Origin of the sequence: Leptospira fainei serovar Hurstbridge str. BUT 6 (assembly GCF_000306235.2) — a bacterium.
In the GTDB taxonomy this organism is placed as follows: domain Bacteria; phylum Spirochaetota; class Leptospiria; order Leptospirales; family Leptospiraceae; genus Leptospira_B; species Leptospira_B fainei.
Genome location: NZ_AKWZ02000010.1, coordinates 616,141 through 629,794 on the forward strand (window position 1 = coordinate 616,141; position 13,654 = coordinate 629,794).

The window sequence follows — 13,654 nt, forward strand, 5'->3', positions numbered from 1 at the left end:
CTATATCATATTTTTCGGAACGTTTTGTCAACTCCAGATTACTTTAATGCTAAAACCACCGATTTTCTTAAATTTCCTTGCGACGAGTTGCTCCGATCAAAGCCGCCTTCAAAAGCAAAATCCAGGCGCCGACTTGTAAAAAAGAATAAGGTCCGTAAGAAAATGGGTCTTCTACTTTTCCCTCCAAAAGTCTTCCGGAGTGGTAATAAACGGTACCGAGTTGCGGTAAAACCCAATACGCAATTTTGACAAAAAGCTTTTGATTTTCGGCCAATTCAGCGGACCCGTCCACCACACCGTTATATACGATGAAATCTAAAATGGCCGTGCCGAGAAGTAATCCGAAGGACAATAAAACGGAAATCGTTTGATTGGCAGTCAAAGTGATTAATAAAGCAAAGACCACTAAAAAACCGTAAGATAGAAACATCACTCCTTGATAGAGTAAAAAATCCCAAGGAATCTCCATTGCAAAGGCCGAATGGATGGCAAACGCTCCGACCAAAAACAGCATAACCAAGATTAACAACGTAATCCCTTTCCCCGCCAAATATACCAAAGGATCGAGAGGTCTACTCAACCAAAGAGTGTGAACCTGGGAATCGAGGTCCTGACGCAACAAATCTGAAGTCATCATTACCAGAAAGACCGTCACCCAAAGCGAAGAGAGAGTAAAATACGTCCCGACTGATACGCCCTTCGTGATATTATCGCCGAATGTGCTGGTGCAAAACCATTCCCCTAACAAATAAAACGCAAGAAGCGAAAATAGGAAGAATAGCGCCTTCCGACGCTGCACCTGTAGAAGCGTTAGCTTTATTAGGACAGGCAGCTGTAAGAACATAGAAACGAAAAAAAATGAAAACGATTGTTTCGATTTTAGATTCATTTTAATGACTCGCCTCTTCTTTAGCATCGAGGCTCCCCGTTAAACGAAGGAAAACTTCTTCCAACGATTCGGTTTTCCTTTCAAAAAGGAAGAGGTCCGCTCCCCTTTCTACTAGCTCCGCGGGAAGTCTACGCACGTCGATCTCCGGTTTGGGTCGAATCTCCCATTCTTTACCGTCCTTTTTAAAATCCAAAGAAATTCCTTCCAAATACGATTCTAATCCCGCATCCGCTTCAAGGCGTATGCGAATTCTATCTTTGCCCTGCCTAAGCTCATCAAGCCGTCCTTGAGCTTTAATTTGACCTTTATGTAATATACCTACTTCAGTACAGATTTGCTCCACTTCCGGCAAACGATGGGAATTAATTAAGATGGTAACCCCTCGCTTTACATTCTCCGCTATAATTCGGTCCCTAAATTCCTTATAGCCGGCAGGATCAAGTCCGGTCCCCGGCTCGTCCAATAGTAGGAGTTCCGGTTCTGCGCCCAATGCATGCGCCAAGCCCAGCCTTTGTAACATCCCTTTAGAATAAGTTGATACTTTTCGGTCCGCGGCATCTGCTAAACCTAATTCGCTTAATAGTTCTTTACTCTTGATTTTTGCCTCCTTTGCCTTGAAAAACGCAAGTCGAAGGCTCGCTTCCAGAAACTCCCTACCCGTTAAGAAGGGAGAAACCGCCATACGCTCCGGAAGATATCCTATGCGTGCGCGAACTGCCGGAGAAGGGGATTCACCGAGAACTTTGCATTCACCGCTAGTCGGTCGAGAAAAACCGAGTAGGATTCTTACTAACGTCGTCTTTCCGGCGCCGTTCGGTCCTAAAAGGCCGAAAATTCCCCCGCGAGGAACACTTAAATGAATACTTCGAAGCGCCTGTACGCCAGGATAATTTTTACGAAGGCTTTCGATTTCAATTGCAAATTGGGACATCAGAAAATCCTTAGACCAAGTGCCGAGAACGATAGGTTCCAGTCGAAACCCCGGCAATCTTTTTCCGGAAAACGAAAGGTTGAATCCGGTTTTTATTCCATGAAGATTATAATTGCAAGGCATGGAGAAGCTGAACCGGCTTCTCCTGACGGAAAAGATTCCTCACGAATTCTCACTGCCAAAGGAAAAGCCGACATCGAAAAGATGGCGCGATTTTTCTTAACCGGCTTTAAAATAAAAAAAATCTACCATAGTCCCTTCATTAGAACCGCGGAAACCGCCAAAATCTATGCGGAAATTTTACGCCCGAACGAGGAAACGGAATCATTGGAATATCTGCAGCCTGGGGAAGAATATGCTCAGACCTGCTCATTACTAAAAGATTACTCGAATTCGGATGCAATCTTGATCGTTGGACATAGTCCTGACGTGAGTATTTTCTCGGAGAAATTGCTAGGAATATCCGGCGTCGGAAAATCGTTCCTGTTTACGCCCGGATCGGCTTTAGCAGTGAATGTTCCAAGGGAGAAATTCTTAGGAGGACAGATTATTTGGTTCGTCTCTCCGGACTTTCTATGTTGAGTTTGAGTCGGACCTAAAATTGGGTTTACACTCCACCTAAATTCGAAAAATCATCCAAAGAAGAAAGAGAATCGGGGTGTAGCGCAGTGGTAGCGCACTTCTCTGGGGGGGAAGGGGTCGCTGGTTCGAATCCAGTCACTCCGAAGATTTCTTTCTGCGTTCAAAATTTTCCCGCCGATTTCAAAGCTTTCCAGTGCAGACAACCTTTCGAAAGTACTGAAATTCTTTCGTCCGTTATCGATTTTGTCGTTCAATAAATGATTCAATTTTTTCCGAATTATTTGATAACAATTTTATAATATTCCTACATGAGTTTGAGCTTGTTCGAATCTGTAAATACGCTTGGGCGCTTTTCAGTCCGAAATTTGCGTATAGAAATCGGTAGGAGCTCCAACAGAATTGCCCCGAGTAGAAAAAGGTTGTCATATTATCAATTTTGTGAAATTACGGCAATTCCGCCGCTGCGCTCCGGCCCCCGCCCAGGAAGGGCGGGGACTTCTCGGCCAAATGAACTTGAGAATTGAAAATCCGCTATTCTAACGGAGGCATTTTACATCCGATAATTTCATAAAATCGGTTTATTGTGGCAGTTCTATTCGCGTCTTTGGATTTACTTAATATCGTAACGGCTAAAGAATCGGGACTTTGTTTCGAAATTAAAATTCCCTGAAACCAATAGCTCCCTTCCCAAGAACCTGTCTTTCCGAAAATAGTTCCGTTTCGTTCCGGGCAATCCGACCAGAATAAGCTGGATATCCAGGATCGATAAACGGATTCCGAAACACCTCGGCCTCTTTTCCAAAAAACCGAAACCCAAAAACTATGAACCTCTTCCGGAAGCAATCGAAGGCCGCCCCCATGCTTTAAACCCATCTCGTTCGTCCACCAGCTATAAGGAAGCTTTCCTTTTTTGGACGGATCGGGCTTATCAGGCATTTGCCCATATCCGATCCTTTTTAAAGTTTTTTCTAATTTCTTCCGACCAAGTTTAGGAAACTGTATCGAGAAATAATCGTTGGAAGAGTAAAATAGCGCCTCGCGCAAATTCAGACTTCGGGGAGAACCGGGGATATGAGAATCGGAACATAGAATTTTTGCTTCCGGATCCATAATTCTATTTTCTAATAAAGAAAGAGCTAAATATGTTTTGAAAGTGGACGCGGGGGAAAATCGGACTTTCGTAAAAGCCTCGTCCCCGTATGTTTTTATTTCTGGGATCTTATTTTGATTTATAAGGAAATTAGAGACTAGCAAAAGCTCGTGCTGGTTTGCGAGAATCCTCTCCGATAAAATCGGCCGACTAACTGCAAAGACGAGAATCCAAGGCAGTAGAAACCTGATTATAGACACTTGTTTACCGTTTATCTGGGATAAAATATTTATCCGAAGGTAGGATTCGAATCCGGCGGAAACGAAAGTTCAAAGTTATTTATTTAAGAATTGTTTGAGAAGGTTTTCCCGAATTTCTTCGAATTTCACGATTCCCCATGCTAGGGGAACTTTAAATTTCAAGGCGCTGTCGCTAAGGTCTTTTTCACCTTGGGCGCGTAACTCATCAAAGCGTTGTTCGACCTTCTCCTTTCCTTCGTTTAGGTCTTCCAGGAGTTTATCGAAGATCTCTTTCGATGTTTGAACTGCGCCGATTCCCGCGTTTATAAGATCGTTAAGTTTTTGGTTATCCATCCAGCACGTTCCTTTTTTTATATTTTTATGCAGCGCACAATAAATGCAAGCAGAAAATTATAGCGTTTTGTCGAATCTGGATTGCCACGAAGGTTTTTGGTTTAAATCCTAAGTCCCATGCAAAATAGCCTTCTATCCAAAATATCCATTCTACTCTGCTTTTTATCTATTTCTTGCTCTGCCGAACTGAAAACGATTCCCCTCCCGGCTTGCAGCAAAGTCTCGGGAATGCCGGGCCCCGAAGATATTGCGATCGATCGAAAGGAAGGACTGCTTTATGTATCTTCACACGAACGTAGAATCAGCGACCAAGAAGGAAAAATTTACGTCTTGAATACTGCAAATCCTTCGCCGAAACCAATTCCCTTAGCGATCGATTATCCGAAACCGTTTCATCCGCATGGAATTAGTCTTCTAATAAAGAGTGGAGTATATAGGCTTTACGTAATTTCTCACATAATTCCTTTTCAAGAACATAGCATCGAAATCTTCGAAAGAACGTCTCCGCCGGATCAAAAAACTCCGACAGGAACTTGGAAACATATCCAAACCTTAAAAGATCCGCTGCTTACCAGTCCGAACGATTTGTTTGTTGAATCGGAAAACGAAATTTATGTTTCGAATGATCACGGACAGGGCGGGAAGCTCCGCTATTTCTTCGATGACTTATTCCGGAGCGCTAGATCGGAAATATCCCTCTATAACGGAAAATCCTGGTCGTCTTTAGGAAATCCGTTATATTATGGAAATGGAATTTTATTGATAAAAAGGACGGATGGCAAAGAATTTCTTTATCGTTCCGGCTTTATGGATCGTGCCGTCTTTAAATTTCCGGTAGATCGTAGTTCGGGAAAAATTATTTTAGGCGAGCCTAAGAAAATCTTCGTCGATACCGGAACTGATAATCTTGAGGCCGACGAAAAGGGAAGAATTTTCGTTGTCGGGCACCATTCCACATGGAAGTTTTTAAGACATCTTCGTAATAAGGACTATCCGTCCCCGACTCAGATTTTCGTTATTAATCCCGACGATACGTTCAAAGAAATATATGCCAATTCGGGAGAAGAAATTTCCGCAGGAAGCACGGCAATCCCATATAAGGATAAATTGTACGTATCGCAGGTCTTTAACGACTTTGTCTTGGATTGCTCCTTTCAATAGTTAAGAATCCTGACTTCGAATCCGTTCGATTCTTTTCTTGTCCGAAACGGAGATGAATCAAACCGTTAACATATTAGTATTTTATGGAAATAGTTAAAAGTCCCCGCGATTCTGCCGTAGAAACAAGACATATCGTAATGCCCGACCATGCAAACCATTACGGGACCCTCTTCGGGGGAGTCCTGATGTCTTGGATAGATTTAATTGCAGTCATGGTAGCACAAAGGCATTGCGGCCGAGAGGCAGTGACGGCCAGCGTTGACAAACTGAATTTCTTGGAACCGATCTCGGTAGGAGATCACGTCATTCTGAAAGCGTCGGTAAATTTTACCGGAAGATCTTCGATGGAAATAGGAGTACAAGTCTCTAAAGAAAATCCTTATACCGGTGTCGTCGTGAGGGCAACGACCGCATATCTAACTTTTGTCGCTCTGGATGAAAATAAAAAACCCTGCCCGATTCCGAAACTTCAACCGGAAAGTAGCATTGAAATCAGGAGGTATGAGAACGCAATTTTAAGACAGGAATCAAACCGCGAACTTCTCCGTAAAATTAAAGAGAAAGGAAGTCGGTAAAATTCCGGCTCACGTCAAAGAGAAAGCCCGCTGATCTTTCCGATTTGCTTTATGTAGACCGCTTTCATAATCGCAATGCCTGCCGGATCGGGATGTATCGGATCGGTTTGAGGATATAGAGGAATGGTGTTCTCGGTTTGCAAAAAAGGAGTTTCCATATCCGCAATCGGATGAGCGGTAGAAAGCGACTTCAGATACGTATTGATCTGCAAAACTGCCGTTCTAAAACCCGGATCTAAAGGCGGCGGAAGCACAGTTACAAGTATGATCGCATCCGTTTTCAGGGAAATGCTCGACAAGAGTCGATCGTAATTTGCGGGGAATTGACTTGTGGGATAGGAGGAAACGTCGTTCGTTCCCAATTCGATGATGACAATTTTTGGAGAGTTCGTAAGGGCGCGATCCACATTTTGCAACCAATCCGGTACGGTACTGCCGGTTACGCAAACATTCAAGACTTGAAAATGAGAACCCAATCCATCCGACAAATCAAATGCTTGCGATCGCTCGCACAAGGAATCACCGATTATCGCAACGGGAATGCTGGCACCCTGCGGAAGTAAGGCGGTCAAATCCTGCGCATGTTTTTCGGAATAGCAATCGATGAATAAAAGAAACGACAGCAAGGTTACGATGAATTCGGATCGTTTCATGGTTTATCTTCTGAGATAAATTACCGCTTCCGCTTTTACAAGCTTTCTCGGAGTCGACGGCTCTACTGAAACGCTTCTCATTTTAAACTTATTCGAGTTTTCTTCAAGAAACCGCTGAACATGTTCGTTTCGTTTTTGGCCTTCGGAAAATACAAAGGTGTCGATCGTTTGCAAAGTCGGAAGAAACTCATCCGGCGAAATCGGTAATTCTCCCGGAATAAATTCGAGTATCGTAGAGTCGGGTAACCCTTTGACGAGAAGAAAATACGGGTCCGGAATCGCTTGAAGATACACCCGTTTGGAACCCTTTAATTCGGTTAATATCGCTTGCGAAAATTTCGCGTTCAAATCGAATTCCGGATTTGCAAAGCCGATTTTTCTATATGCATAAAATAGGATGAACAGATTGCAAAAAACCAGTAACCCCGCTACGTATTGGATTCTTCTACTTCTGATTCGTTCAAAGAAAAAACCGCCTAAAGCGGAGAGAGGGAGGCACAGATACATTACGTAATAATATTCCGTTGAAAGAAATAAAAAAGCTATAATCGTAAATAACCAGAGCAATAAGAAGAACGCTAAATTCCTCCTTTCTAACAATTCTCTTCGGACTACCCATATTCCGAATAGCAAAGCTACGTAAAACCAAAGACGGGAACCCGGACTCTCGTATCCTCCTAATAGAACTTTCACTTTCGTTAATGGAGAAAACGTTTGTAGCAGTTCCTTCTTTCTTCCGAATTGCGCTCCAAATTGAATGATAAATAATTCCCAATCGGGATGAATCCAAATCGCCCAACCGATTAACGGAAGAACTCCACCCGCCCAAAATGTCCAAATATTCCAGGCCTTGGCTCGATGAATTAGAAAGAGCGCTGGAATTCCGAATACTGCGCCGAAAGGATGAGACAAAAAAGAAAGGCCTAAAAAAAATCCAGATCCAAAACCTTCCAAATAAGTAAGACTATTCTTCGTTTCTCCGTTCCAGCTGACTTTTCTTGCCAAAAAGAAAATGGATGCCAGCGCCCAAAAAAGACAGAGCGCCTCCATTCGCGCCATCCAACCGACTCTAAGAAAAAGCAGATCCGTAACGAGCAATAGACAAGCGCCTAATCTTGCTCGGGATGAAAAACCGATTTCTTTTAACAAAAACCAAAACAACCAAACGGAACCGAGAGACACGAGCGCTGAAAATAAACGAAGAACTTCGATTCCTCCTACGAAAAAGGAAAGAACCGTCCCGTTTAAAATGAAAAATAAAGGGGGCATCCAAAGTGTCTTACTTTCCATTCCGGGAATCAAGCCTTCGAGAACGACGGTGCGAAACGTCCCATGAGTCGCAAAATCCATCGATGGAGAATAAAAAAGGACTTCGTCCGGCCAAGTTGGCGGAAATTCTTTTTTAGAAAGTTGGAATGCGGATAAATAAAGAACCGATAAGACGGCTAACCCGAAGAGAGAGACTATTTCCGAGATTCGGTCGGATTTAGACTGGAATTCAGGGGACTTCATCGGTTCCAGTTACGGTCCCCCTATAAATTTATTTAAGCGTTGCGACTGCTTCTTGCTCGGTTTCGAAAACCTCGAACAAATCCAGTAATTCCACTACATCGAACACTTTTTTTACGTTTGGCGTAATGCAGCAAAGCTTGAGCTTGCGACCTTGCTTTTCTAACTCGCGCACCATTCCAACGAAGATTCTGATTCCTGATGAAGAGATGTACGAGATATTTTGCAAATTAATTATGATATCTCCTAAACCCGCTTGAACGTCGTCTAAGAGTTTTGCCTCAACCTCGTCGGAATGGGTAATATCTAACCGGCCGTCCAATTGAACGAGGGTATGTTTCCCGATTTTTTTGGTCTTAATTTCCAAGTGAGGCTCCCGCTAACGTCTGGAAAAGCGTGTCCCAATCAATCTTTCCTCTTTAAAAAAGGGATCAGAAACGCTCGTCCGAGACTAAAATAGGGAGGAAATGGGGTTTTACAACAAATTTTTAGGGTTTCCGGTTATTCCAACTTACGCTGCAGCCCCCAGAATTTCCTCTAATGGAAACATTTTTCCGACTTGAGGATTTCTCGCAGGACCCAGCAATTCTTGAACGGATCTCTTCGAAGAAAAACCGAGATGCTCTCGAATTTTTTCCACCCCCCAGCCGGCTTCGATTAAATGGACCCCAAGCGATCTTCGTAATCGAATTACGCTTACGGAAAGCCCGCACGCTGCCTCTAACTTTGAAAACATTTTCTGAATGGTTCGCGGGTGAATCCGTCCGGATCTACCCGAAAATAAGAATGCATTTTCTGATTTGCCCCGCGAAGCGAACCATAAATCTCTTTGCAGAGAAATAGGGATCGGGAGAGTTCTACTCCTTAATTTTTGGGAATGCTTAATCGTAATCTGATTTGTCGCCCAGTCTAAATCCCGAACCTCAATAAAAACCAGTTCGGTTATAAGCAGACCGAAAGAATAAATCATCCGCAGCCAAAGATAATGATTTTCATTACTTTTGGCTGCATCAAAAAGTCTTCGCAAGTCCGGTTTAGATAGAAACCCGGAGTAATTTTCATCTTCAAATTCAGATCGATCCGGTTTACGGAAAAATTCTGATGAAACCATTTCAATTTCCTATAAATTAGTTTTTTGCTTTTTGATGGAATATCTAAAAATGAAGAGTCAAGAAAAGTAAAATTTAAGCGAAATTGCCGAAGTCTCGCGGAAAAGCCATTACCGACGAACGAAACCCCCTTTCAATGGAATTACTATTCCGGGGTAAATCTTGAATTTTACTTGCAATTTATCTCGGTATCAGCGCGTGAAATCCCCGTTGTAACAAAATTTCCTTTTTTTCCGTAAAACCCCGGGCAAATTCGAAAAACGTCATGGAAATGTTATCGTCTTTTAACCAAAGCTTAGTCCGATACGAGTTATGAAAAATTTCTTGGAAGCCGCACTATTTGCTCTCCATTGTCAAAGCTCTGAACCACCACGGGTGAAAGAAACCGAAATACTACTTTCATTACCCGACAAAGAGATCCCTGCAATTCTTTACACGCCTAAAAACGATTCGAAGGGGACCATCTTAGCGGTCAACGGTCTGGCATACTTAGGGAATAAAGATCCAAGATTTGCCGCGGTTTGCCAAGCCGCCTGTGCCGTCGGTTATACCGTAATTTCTCCTCTACTGAAAGAAGTGACCGAATTTCGAATCGAAAAAGAAACGATTCATACTATACAAGATATGATCGTAAACGTTTCTTCCGACCCCGTTTATTGTCCCCAAGGAAAACTTTCCTATATTGCTCCTTCATTTTCCGGAAGCATGGGCTTGATCGCGGCCTCTAACCCTAAAATTTCAAATCGTATCGAATCCATTTTAACGATCGGCGCCTATTGCGATGTCACGTCCACTTTGGATTACCTAATGACCTCCCCGGACGGAGACGAGTATGGTCGAATGATTTTACTTTATAATTTTATAAAATATGGAATCGGCGATAACAAGGAAGTTGAGAAAGCGATTAAGGCATGCGTTTTGGACGGAAGCTATGGACGAGAGATGCTGGAATTGCCCGGGATACTCGAATCCATAAAATCCATAAATCGAAAAATTTTCGAAGAGCTAAGAGACAATCCCACATACAGACAGGAGGTTTGGCGTAAAATTTTAGACAACGCGGGAAAGAAAGCCTCGTTCTTAAAGGATTTACAAGTAAAGGATAAATTAGAGTCGATATCTTGCCCGATTTCAATCGTCCACGGACTTGAAGACAAGGTAGTTCCGCCGGCGGAAGCGGTAATTATGGCTGAAGCGTTGTCAAGTAAGAGAGTGAAGCTCGTTTTAACTCCGTTAATTTCGCATGGAGACGTCGGAATTTCCCTAAAGACCATTCCTGCTATATTCGATTTAATTAATGGATTTGCCTTCTTTTTCAAACATATCGGTCAATCCAAGGCTTTGTACGAAAAAAAGGAAGACCGAGAAACGGTTGCCGCATAGCGGAACTAGGATAAATTCATGGGTAGTCCTCTGACCATGAAAATTGAATATGCCTAGTTCCGCTCCACCGGGGAAATATCTACGTTAATCCAATACTCGTCGCCGTAATCGAAGAAAAGCTCTTCTCCCGCGCGGATTTTCCGAAGAGCTTCGAAGCGGGCGGTTTTCCATCGAGTAGATACAACTAATTTAATATTCGGTTTTGTACTATGGTTAATATAACGGGTGTAGTTGGATTTTTTACCTTCTCCGTAGATCCAATGATCCTTACAGATCCAAAGTAAGTATTTCGATTCGCAATATTTGGACGAGTTTGCCGATTTATCGTCCAAAACTCGACCGGTATAGAAGCCGACCGTATCGCCTTTTTGAACGTCTTCCTTTGGGAAAAGACCCATTCCTATACCGGGAATATGAGATTCCCGAATCTCGAAGTCTGCTTCAATAAATATTCGACGGCGACTACCTTTACGTTGCACTTGCATCTTCGAAATACTATCCTCCTAAAAGATAATAGCTTTTGTCCCAATGAATAGGACGGCTTCACTTTGTCTATCCTCTATTCATTTATTGACGTATCTATGTTTTACTATAAGGTATCTACTCGCATCATCGCTTCGAATTACTTAAGTGAGGTATCGATAATAGGTAAACCCCCTGATACTTATAGACATATTCAATCGATACGGAAAACCATTTAAAGGGAAACCGCTTGTCTCATAAACATCTACGATGTTTTCTTCCTATAGAATGGAAAAACCGTATAGAAAGAACGTCGGAATGGTCGTCTTTAATTCGAAGGGAAAGGTGCTGGTAGGGGAGCGAACTAACTTCCTGGGGTCCTGGCAATTCCCGCAAGGGGGAATAGATGAAGGGGAAGGTTCGGAAGAAGCTGCGCAACGCGAACTTTATGAGGAAGTCGGCATTCAAAACGGTATCATAATCTATGAATACCCCGGATGGATACAATACGAATTCCCGGAAAGCCTTAGCCTGAATAAGCATCTAAAGAAATTCAGAGGACAAACACAAAAATGGTTCCTAATTTATTGGAACGGTATCGCAGAAGATTGTCGGTTAGACGTGCATGAACGTGAATTCGAAAGAGTCCGTTTCATTCCCGTTCACGAGTGCCTATCGACCGTCGTTCCATTTAAACGCGACGTTTATGAAAGGCTTGTCGCAGAATTTGAACCGAAGATTAGATCTTACTTATCAAGAGGGTCCATACTTTGAGCGAGCATTCCATTCATATACCTCCCTCCGGCCCTCCTGCTCCGGATCCAAGGCTTCGCACGCTTTTTTTAAAGTTAGGTGAAGAAAAATTGCGGAGCCTAGTCGCCGATTTTTACCGAAAAATACCATCCAGTCCTATTGCTTGGATGTTTCCTGAAAATTTGGAGCATAGCATACAAAAGTCCGCCGACTTTTTAATTCAAGTAGTAGGCGGACCGCCTTATTATGTAGAAAGATACGGGGCGCCTAGAATGAGGGCAAGACATCTGCCTTTCCCTATAGATGAAAAATCCCGAAGAGCTTGGCTTTCTTGTTATCGGGAAGCAATTCAAGATTGGGAAGTGGATCAAGAATCAAAAGATATTATTTGGGAATTTCTTCAAGGATTCTCGGCTTGGATGGTGAATACGGCATGAAACAAAGGATTTCTTGTTTCAAATTCGACGCTGATTCTTAGAATATTCTTTTTCAGGAGGGCGAATGGCAAGTAAGAATCAAACGAGAGCGAAAATTAGAGTGCGAGGAGCCGTTCAAGGGGTGGGGTTTCGCTACTTCGTTTTACAACGAGCACAGGAATGTAGGCTCACCGGATATACGATGAATCTTCCCTCGGGCGAAGTCGAAGTCATCGTTGAAGGAGACAAAGTTTTTATAGAAGATCTGTATAAGGCGGTCCAACGAGGTCCATCTAAGGCTAAAGTCGTCGAAGCAACGATCCAATGGGAAGAGGCTAAAGGGAATTTTAGAACCTTTGAAATCAAGCGTTAGCAACGGATTAAATTACTGACGAATCGATTCTTTGAGGCGAGAATGGCCTATATGAAGAAGGTGAAACAGGCGTTTCTCCGAAAAGGTAAAGTTAATCTTTTCTTCCAAGGTCTGTTATTTTTCTTACTATTCTTTCAAAATTCCGGCATAGTCGGAGTCAATCTAATTCAATCCGGTAACGAACCGCTTTCTCCTATTTACGTTGTTCAGGAAGATAAAGGAATTCTTCGTTTGGTCTCCGTTTCTCCGACCAACGGAAAAACGAAGCTAATCTACACCGGTGCCTTGGAGAAAGGACTTCCGATATTTCGTAAGCAGAATTATATATTATTTAAAACTCGTAGTGAGCTCTTTCTACTCAACCTAACATCGGGGAAAGGCAAGACGATTGTCGGTTCTAAAGATGCGTTTCCGGGAAATTCTGGTTTTTTTAGGGGAAAGCCTTGGCTTTTGTTTTCGCGAAAAACTAATGAACGATGGGAAACCGTCGTCTTTGATTACGAGAAAGAAAAGGAAGTAAGCGTTACACCCGGACTTCAGCCGTTTATATCCGCCGATCAAAATTACGTTTATCTAGTGGGAAACGAGGTCAAATATTCGGAGCACGGTGAAGACTCGACTCGAGTACCGATTCATAAATTTTCGACAGAAACCGGTATAATAACGACGTTAGCTTGGATCGAAACTGGAAAAGAAAAATTACAAATTCTAGATGTATATTCCTTAATAGACGACCTTGTAGTCATTCGTGCGGCCACCGAAAAGGAAAATAAGCTGTACATTTTAGGGGCTTCGCAAGGCGAGTTAGTTAAGTTAGACAGACCTTTTTATCCCCCAAAGACAGACGGGAATTCGAAGGAGCAATTTAGTCTTAGCGTCGGGACGGACGGCAAGTCGGTTGCCTTTACGGAACGTTCGGAAGGAAAATCCAGTTATATAGTGGTCGTCGATTTGATCGCTAAACGCAGATTCGAATCGTCTTATCTCGGCTCCTTCCCGATCGTTAAGAATGGCTATGCATATTTTTTGGGAGATCCCCATATAGTGAACGGTAGCAAGGACGGCGAATATAAACCGTATACTAGTTTTACTTTGTACGCGTTGGATTATAAGAAAGATCAAATTCGCGTGATCGCACCGCTTTATGGAAAAGCGGAATTGTTAGAGTAGAGCGA

At 42.8% G+C, this 13,654-nt stretch carries 17 protein-coding genes and 1 tRNA gene; 9 read left to right on the forward strand and 9 right to left on the reverse strand.

The window, feature by feature from the left end; genetic code table 11:
* Positions 1-67: 67 nt before the first annotated feature.
* Both LEP1GSC058_RS12000 and LEP1GSC058_RS12005 read right to left on the reverse strand, forming a co-directional pair.
* Positions 68-916, reverse strand: a complete 849-nt coding sequence (locus LEP1GSC058_RS12000) for an ABC transporter permease (RefSeq protein WP_232224686.1) — start codon at positions 914-916, stop codon at positions 68-70.
* Positions 891-1,820 carry an ABC transporter ATP-binding protein gene (locus LEP1GSC058_RS12005; protein ID WP_039948607.1) on the reverse strand — a complete coding sequence of 310 codons (930 nt, stop codon included), beginning with the start codon at positions 1,818-1,820 and terminating at the stop codon, positions 891-893. The genes LEP1GSC058_RS12000 and LEP1GSC058_RS12005 overlap by 26 nt, the downstream gene beginning before the upstream one ends.
* Before the next feature lie 99 nt (positions 1,821-1,919).
* On the opposite strand from LEP1GSC058_RS12005, the gene sixA reads away from it, so the two are divergent.
* A complete protein-coding gene (gene sixA / locus LEP1GSC058_RS12010; RefSeq protein ID WP_016550271.1) occupies positions 1,920-2,402 on the forward strand; it encodes a phosphohistidine phosphatase SixA in 483 nt (160 codons plus the stop codon).
* Between the two features lie 72 nt (positions 2,403-2,474).
* Positions 2,475-2,546, forward strand: a tRNA-Pro gene (locus tag LEP1GSC058_RS12015).
* A 387-nt stretch (positions 2,547-2,933) separates the two neighbouring features.
* Here LEP1GSC058_RS12015 and LEP1GSC058_RS12020 read toward each other — a convergent pair.
* Positions 2,934-3,752 (reverse strand): penicillin-binding transpeptidase domain-containing protein, encoded by an 819-nt coding sequence (locus LEP1GSC058_RS12020; protein ID WP_016551006.1) that lies wholly within the window; start codon positions 3,750-3,752, stop codon positions 2,934-2,936.
* Positions 3,753-3,827: 75 nt separating this feature from the next.
* A complete protein-coding gene (locus tag LEP1GSC058_RS12025) occupies positions 3,828-4,085 on the reverse strand; it encodes an LIMLP_16025 family protein (RefSeq protein ID WP_010415511.1) in 258 nt (85 codons plus the stop codon).
* A gap of 117 nt (positions 4,086-4,202) precedes the next feature.
* Between LEP1GSC058_RS12025 and LEP1GSC058_RS12030 the strand changes: the two genes are divergently transcribed.
* Positions 4,203-5,246 (forward strand): hypothetical protein, encoded by a 1,044-nt coding sequence (locus LEP1GSC058_RS12030; RefSeq protein WP_039948343.1) that lies wholly within the window; start codon positions 4,203-4,205, stop codon positions 5,244-5,246.
* Between the two features lie 83 nt (positions 5,247-5,329).
* Complete coding sequence (locus LEP1GSC058_RS12035; protein ID WP_039948344.1) at positions 5,330-5,821, forward strand: acyl-CoA thioesterase; 492 nt, start codon at positions 5,330-5,332, stop codon at positions 5,819-5,821.
* A 14-nt stretch (positions 5,822-5,835) separates the two neighbouring features.
* Here LEP1GSC058_RS12035 and LEP1GSC058_RS12040 read toward each other — a convergent pair whose 3' ends face one another.
* The 4 genes from LEP1GSC058_RS12040 to LEP1GSC058_RS12055 form a co-directional block, all read right to left on the reverse strand.
* Positions 5,836-6,474 (reverse strand): SGNH/GDSL hydrolase family protein, encoded by a 639-nt coding sequence (locus LEP1GSC058_RS12040; RefSeq protein WP_016549983.1) that lies wholly within the window; start codon positions 6,472-6,474, stop codon positions 5,836-5,838.
* 3 nt (positions 6,475-6,477) lie between these two features.
* Positions 6,478-7,986: an ArnT family glycosyltransferase gene (locus LEP1GSC058_RS12045; RefSeq protein ID WP_016550289.1), complete on the reverse strand. Its 1,509-nt coding sequence runs from the start codon at positions 7,984-7,986 to the stop codon at positions 6,478-6,480.
* A 28-nt stretch (positions 7,987-8,014) separates the two neighbouring features.
* Complete coding sequence (locus tag LEP1GSC058_RS12050; protein WP_010415527.1) at positions 8,015-8,350, reverse strand: STAS domain-containing protein; 336 nt, start codon at positions 8,348-8,350, stop codon at positions 8,015-8,017.
* 144 nt (positions 8,351-8,494) lie between these two features.
* Positions 8,495-9,094: a tyrosine-type recombinase/integrase gene (locus LEP1GSC058_RS12055; RefSeq protein ID WP_016549375.1), complete on the reverse strand. Its 600-nt coding sequence runs from the start codon at positions 9,092-9,094 to the stop codon at positions 8,495-8,497.
* Positions 9,095-9,404: 310 nt separating this feature from the next.
* Between LEP1GSC058_RS12055 and LEP1GSC058_RS12060 the strand changes: the two genes are divergently transcribed.
* Entirely contained in the window at positions 9,405-10,475 is a 1,071-nt protein-coding gene (locus LEP1GSC058_RS12060; protein WP_039948346.1) for an alpha/beta hydrolase, read from the forward strand.
* A 53-nt stretch (positions 10,476-10,528) separates the two neighbouring features.
* On the opposite strand, the gene LEP1GSC058_RS12065 is transcribed toward LEP1GSC058_RS12060, so the two are convergent.
* Complete coding sequence (locus LEP1GSC058_RS12065) at positions 10,529-10,960, reverse strand: SET domain-containing protein-lysine N-methyltransferase (RefSeq protein ID WP_016550693.1); 432 nt, start codon at positions 10,958-10,960, stop codon at positions 10,529-10,531.
* Between the two features lie 265 nt (positions 10,961-11,225).
* On the opposite strand from LEP1GSC058_RS12065, the gene LEP1GSC058_RS12070 reads away from it, so the two are divergent.
* The 4 genes from LEP1GSC058_RS12070 to LEP1GSC058_RS12085 all read left to right on the forward strand — a co-directional run bounded on the left by LEP1GSC058_RS12070 (position 11,226) and on the right by LEP1GSC058_RS12085 (position 13,649).
* Positions 11,226-11,711, forward strand: a complete 486-nt coding sequence (locus tag LEP1GSC058_RS12070) for an RNA pyrophosphohydrolase (protein WP_039948609.1) — start codon at positions 11,226-11,228, stop codon at positions 11,709-11,711.
* A complete protein-coding gene (locus LEP1GSC058_RS12075; RefSeq protein WP_016550479.1) occupies positions 11,708-12,127 on the forward strand; it encodes a globin domain-containing protein in 420 nt (139 codons plus the stop codon). Before LEP1GSC058_RS12070 ends, LEP1GSC058_RS12075 begins: the two co-directional genes overlap by 4 nt.
* A gap of 64 nt (positions 12,128-12,191) precedes the next feature.
* A complete protein-coding gene (locus tag LEP1GSC058_RS12080; protein ID WP_016549327.1) occupies positions 12,192-12,479 on the forward strand; it encodes an acylphosphatase in 288 nt (95 codons plus the stop codon).
* Positions 12,480-12,530: 51 nt separating this feature from the next.
* Positions 12,531-13,649 (forward strand): hypothetical protein, encoded by a 1,119-nt coding sequence (locus LEP1GSC058_RS12085; protein ID WP_016550971.1) that lies wholly within the window; start codon positions 12,531-12,533, stop codon positions 13,647-13,649.
* The last annotated feature ends 5 nt before the right edge of the window (positions 13,650-13,654 follow it).